Annotated in this window: 1 protein-coding gene, 2 tRNA genes and 3 rRNA genes; 1 reads left to right on the forward strand and 5 read right to left on the reverse strand. The window is 52.5% G+C overall.

What is annotated here, in order from left to right:
• Positions 1 to 37: 37 nt before the first annotated feature.
• The 5 genes from rrf to HGHM_RS00770 form a co-directional block, all read right to left on the reverse strand.
• A 5S ribosomal RNA gene (rrf, locus tag HGHM_RS00750) occupies positions 38 to 150 on the reverse strand.
• A gap of 134 nt (positions 151 to 284) precedes the next feature.
• Positions 285 to 3,159: ribosomal RNA gene (locus HGHM_RS00755) — 23S ribosomal RNA — on the reverse strand.
• Between the two features lie 294 nt (positions 3,160 to 3,453).
• Positions 3,454 to 3,529 (reverse strand) — tRNA-Ala (locus HGHM_RS00760).
• A gap of 10 nt (positions 3,530 to 3,539) precedes the next feature.
• Positions 3,540 to 3,616: transfer RNA gene (locus HGHM_RS00765), tRNA-Ile, on the reverse strand.
• Between the two features lie 124 nt (positions 3,617 to 3,740).
• Positions 3,741 to 5,271 (reverse strand): 16S ribosomal RNA (locus tag HGHM_RS00770).
• Together the 16S, 23S and 5S rRNA genes with 2 tRNA genes alongside form the textbook arrangement of a ribosomal RNA operon.
• Before the next feature lie 130 nt (positions 5,272 to 5,401).
• Here HGHM_RS00770 and HGHM_RS23570 point away from each other — a divergent pair.
• A partial coding sequence (locus HGHM_RS23570) for a hypothetical protein (protein ID WP_218918026.1) occupies positions 5,402 to 5,713 on the forward strand: 312 nt, incomplete at its 3' end.

Consider the following 5,713-nt stretch of genomic DNA (forward strand, 5'->3'; position numbering starts at 1 on the left):
GCCCCGCTCAATTGAGCGGGGCTTTTTCGGGTATTTAGCCTGACGATGACCTACTTTCACACTGGTTGCAGCACTATCATCGGCGCAGAGTCGTTTCACGGTCCTGTTCGGGATGGGAAGGGGTGGTACCAACTCGCTATGGTCATCAGGCATAACTTGTTGACTGCCTGCTGGGTGAGCAGGCAATCCAATCTGGAGAGAAGTAGTAGTTACTACGAGTGTTTTGGCGGGCGTGATGCTCAATCGGCATACGCTTTTTCTTGCCTACAACCGGCTAAGGTTATAGGGACAAGCCGCACGGGCAATTAGTACTGGTTAGCTTAACGCATTACTGCGCTTCCACACCCAGCCTATCAACGTCCTGGTCTCGAACGACCCTTTAGGGAGATCAAGTCTCCGGGAAGTCTCATCTTGAGGCGAGTTTCCCGCTTAGATGCTTTCAGCGGTTATCTCTTCCGAACTTAGCTACCCGGCAATGCCACTGGCGTGACAACCGGTACACCAGAGGTTCGTCCACTCCGGTCCTCTCGTACTAGGAGCAGCCCCCCTCAAACTTCCAACGCCCACGGCAGATAGGGACCAAACTGTCTCACGACGTTTTAAACCCAGCTCACGTACCACTTTAAATGGCGAACAGCCATACCCTTGGGACCGGCTACAGCCCCAGGATGTGATGAGCCGACATCGAGGTGCCAAACTCCCCCGTCGATATGAACTCTTGGGAGGAATCAGCCTGTTATCCCCAGAGTACCTTTTATCCGTTGAGCGATGGCCCTTCCATACAGAACCACCGGATCACTATGTCCTACTTTCGTACCTGCTCGACTTGTCAGTCTCGCAGTTAAGCACGCTTATGCCATTGCACTATTAGCACGATGTCCGACCGTACCTAGCGTACCTTCGAACTCCTCCGTTACACTTTGGGAGGAGACCGCCCCAGTCAAACTGCCTACCATGCACTGTCCCCAACCCGGATCACGGGCCAAGGTTAGAACCGCAAACAAACCAGGGTGGTATTTCAAGGACGGCTCCACGGCAACTGGCGTCACCGCTTCAAAGCCTCCCACCTATCCTACACAGATTGGTTCACAGTCCAATGCAAAGCTACAGTAAAGGTTCATGGGGTCTTTCCGTCTAGCCGCGGGGAGATTGCATCATCACAAACATTTCAACTTCGCTGAGTCTCGGGAGGAGACAGTGTGGCCATCGTTACGCCATTCGTGCAGGTCGGAACTTACCCGACAAGGAATTTCGCTACCTTAGGACCGTTATAGTTACGGCCGCCGTTTACTGGGACTTCAATCAAGAGCTTGCACCCCATCATTTAATCTTCCAGCACCGGGCAGGCGTCACACCCTATACGTCCACTTTCGTGTTTGCAGAGTGCTGTGTTTTTATTAAACAGTCGCAGCCACCAGTTTATTGCAACCCCGTCACCCTTCCGTTGTACACGGTCAAGCTACCAGGGCGTACCTTATCCCGAAGTTACGGTACCAATTTGCCGAGTTCCTTCTCCCGAGTTCTCTCAAGCGCCTTAGAATACTCATCTCGCCCACCTGTGTCGGTTTGCGGTACGGTCTCGTTAGACTGAAGCTTAGAGGCTTTTCTTGGGACCCCTTCCGATTGCTTCGCGGCACAAAGCCACTCGTCCCATACCCTTGACTAATGGCTGGCGGATTTGCCTACCAGCCGTCTACGATACAGGAACCGGGACATCCAACACCCGGACAACCTTCCACGATCCGTCCCCCCATCGCATCTAACGACGGTGCAGGAATATTAACCTGCTTCCCATCAGCTACGCATCTCTGCCTCGCCTTAGGGGCCGACTCACCCTGCTCCGATGAACGTTGAACAGGAAACCTTGGGCTTACGGCGTGCGGGCCTTTCACCCGCATTATCGCTACTCATGTCAGCATTCGCACTTCTGATACCTCCAGCATCCCTTACGAGACACCTTCGCAGGCTTACAGAACGCTCTCCTACCATCTGCTAAAAGCAGATCCGCAGCTTCGGTGACTGGCTTAGCCCCGTTACATCTTCCGCGCAGGACGACTCGATCAGTGAGCTATTACGCTTTCTTTAAAGGATGGCTGCTTCTAAGCCAACCTCCTGACTGTTTTAGCCTTCCCACCTCGTTTTCCACTTAGCCAATCTTTGGGACCTTAGCTGGCGGTCTGGGTTGTTTCCCTCTTGACGTCGGACGTTAGCACCCGGCGTCTGTCTCCCAAGCTCGCACTCATCGGTATTCGGAGTTTGCAATGGTTTGGTAAGTCGCGATGACCCCCTAGCCATAACAGTGCTCTACCCCCGATGGTGATACTTGAGGCACTACCTAAATAGTTTTCGGAGAGAACCAGCTATTTCCAGATTTGTTTAGCCTTTCACCCCTACCCACAGCTCATCCCCTAGTTTTTCAACACTAGTGGGTTCGGACCTCCAGTGCGTGTTACCGCACCTTCATCCTGGCCATGGGTAGATCATCTGGTTTCGGGTCTACACCCAGCGACTGGACGCCCTGTTCGGACTCGCTTTCGCTACGCCTCCCCTATTCGGTTAAGCTCGCCACTGAATGTAAGTCGCTGACCCATTATACAAAAGGTACGCCGTCACCCCTTGCGAGGCTCCGACTGTTTGTATGCACACGGTTTCAGGATCTATTTCACTCCCCTTCCGGGGTTCTTTTCGCCTTTCCCTCACGGTACTGGTTCACTATCGGTCGATATCGAGTATTTAGCCTTGGAGGATGGTCCCCCCATCTTCAGACAGGATTTCACGTGTCCCGCCCTACTTGTCGCAAGCCTAGTTCCACACCAATGATTTCGCGTAAGGGGCTATCACCCTCTATGGCCGCACTTTCCAGAGCGTTCCACTATCACTGATGCTAAATCTTGCAGGCTGGTCCCATTTCGCTCGCCACTACTTTGGGAATCTCGGTTGATTTCTTTTCCTGTAGCTACTTAGATGTTTCAGTTCGCCACGTTCGCTTCGTATTCCTATGTATTCAGAATACGATGACCTAAAAGGCCGGGTTTCCCCATTCGGACATCTGCGGATCAATGCTTGTTTGCCAGCTCCCCGCAGCTTTTCGCAGGCTACAACGTCCTTCATCGCCTGATATCGCCAAGGCATCCACCATGTGCACTTATTCGCTTGTCCCTATAACGTTAGCCTCTGTTGCCAGAGACGTTATAGAGCTTGAGTTTGCGTGTGCCGTATCCAAAGCGGTCATCATTACTACTTGAGATCACTTCACATACTTTATGATTGATACAATCACAACCCACCAGTCTTCACTTCACGCTCATCACAAACGCAAAGATCCAACTGATAAATCTTTACTACTTCTTCCAGATTGTTAAAGAACACAACAGCCAATGATCTTTGAAAGATCAAACCTAAATCATGCCGCGTGGTGCGGTCGACTTAGGTTTGACATTTCCATGAAATGCGTGGTGGAGGTTGACGGGATCGAACCGACGACCCCCTGCTTGCAAAGCAGGTGCTCTCCCAGCTGAGCTAAACCCCCGAAACTTCTTTGGTGGGTCTGGTTGGGCTCGAACCAACGACCCCCGCGTTATCAACACGGTGCTCTAACCAGCTGAGCTACAGACCCGCTTGATCAGATTGCAGTCACGCTCAATCGGGCCGACTATCACTCCCCGATTGCCACTGTTTTCTGTTCTCTCTTATTAACACACCGATAAGTGTGAACGCTTGACTTGCTGCGCAAACTCTAGAAAGGAGGTGATCCAGCCGCACCTTCCGATACGGCTACCTTGTTACGACTTCACCCCAGTCACGAATCCTACCGTGGTAAGCGCCCTCCTTGCGGTTAGGCTACCCACTTCTGGTAAAACCCGCTCCCATGGTGTGACGGGCGGTGTGTACAAGACCCGGGAACGTATTCACCGCGACATGCTGATCCGCGATTACTAGCGATTCCAACTTCATGCAGTCGAGTTGCAGACTGCAATCCGGACTACGATACACTTTCTGGGATTAGCTCCCCCTCGCGGGTTGGCGGCCCTCTGTATGTACCATTGTATGACGTGTGAAGCCCTACCCATAAGGGCCATGAGGACTTGACGTCATCCCCACCTTCCTCCGGTTTGTCACCGGCAGTCTCATTAGAGTGCCCTTTCGTAGCAACTAATGACAAGGGTTGCGCTCGTTGCGGGACTTAACCCAACATCTCACGACACGAGCTGACGACAGCCATGCAGCACCTGTGCGTCGGTTCCCTTTCGGGCACTCCCCCATCTCTGGAGGATTCCGACCATGTCAAGGGTAGGTAAGGTTTTTCGCGTTGCATCGAATTAATCCACATCATCCACCGCTTGTGCGGGTCCCCGTCAATTCCTTTGAGTTTTAATCTTGCGACCGTACTCCCCAGGCGGTCTACTTCACGCGTTAGCTGCGTTACCAAGTCAATTAAGACCCGACAACTAGTAGACATCGTTTAGGGCGTGGACTACCAGGGTATCTAATCCTGTTTGCTCCCCACGCTTTCGTGCATGAGCGTCAGTGTTATCCCAGGGGGCTGCCTTCGCCATCGGTATTCCTCCACATCTCTACGCATTTCACTGCTACACGTGGAATTCTACCCCCCTCTGACACACTCTAGCCGTGCAGTCACAAATGCAGTTCCCAGGTTAAGCCCGGGGATTTCACATCTGTCTTGCACAACCGCCTGCGCACGCTTTACGCCCAGTAATTCCGATTAACGCTCGCACCCTACGTATTACCGCGGCTGCTGGCACGTAGTTAGCCGGTGCTTATTCTTCCGGTACCGTCATCCCCTCGAGGTATTAGCCCAAGGGATTTCTTCCCAGACAAAAGTGCTTTACAACCCGAAGGCCTTCTTCACACACGCGGCATTGCTGGATCAGGGTTGCCCCCATTGTCCAAAATTCCCCACTGCTGCCTCCCGTAGGAGTCTGGGCCGTGTCTCAGTCCCAGTGTGGCTGGTCGTCCTCTCAGACCAGCTACTGATCGTCGCCTTGGTAGGCCTTTACCCCACCAACTAGCTAATCAGATATCGGCCGCTCCAGGAGCGTGAGGCCTTGCGGTCCCCCACTTTCATCCGTAGATCGTATGCGGTATTAGCTAATCTTTCGACTAGTTATCCCCCACTCTAGGGCACGTTCCGATATATTACTCACCCGTTCGCCACTCGCCGCCAGGCCGAAGCCCGCGCTGCCGTTCGACTTGCATGTGTAAGGCATGCCGCCAGCGTTCAATCTGAGCCAGGATCAAACTCTTCAGTTCAATCTCTGTGGTTGTCCTTGCGGACCGCTTCCGAAGAAGCTCGCTCACTCAAATACTGACAGGTATGTTCTTGCGAACTTACCTATACTTCTTGATGTGAGCACTTGATATGTAAAGTTTTACAGCAGACTTGCGTCTCGCTGCTGCGCTTCCATCAAGCGCCCACACTTATCGGCTGTTAATTTTTAAAGAACCACTTCCTGCCGCACCCGCGCTTGGCGCCGGCACCACACCAACAAATCGTTTTGTTTGTCAGCAGCAGAGAAACGAGATTATGAAGCTTTTTTCGTTTCGCGTCAAGCACTTTTTTACTTGCACTTGTTACGCTAACTGCTTCTTTTTGCTCAACTTTTTCAAGTCTTGCAACGCCGCTTCCCAATCTCACAACAGAAGCAGCAAAGAGATGAGATTATGCAGCACTGCGTTGTTGCCGTCAAGCGCC

Source organism: Noviherbaspirillum massiliense JC206 (assembly GCF_000312045.1).
Taxonomy (GTDB): domain Bacteria; phylum Pseudomonadota; class Gammaproteobacteria; order Burkholderiales; family Burkholderiaceae_D; genus Noviherbaspirillum; species Noviherbaspirillum massiliense.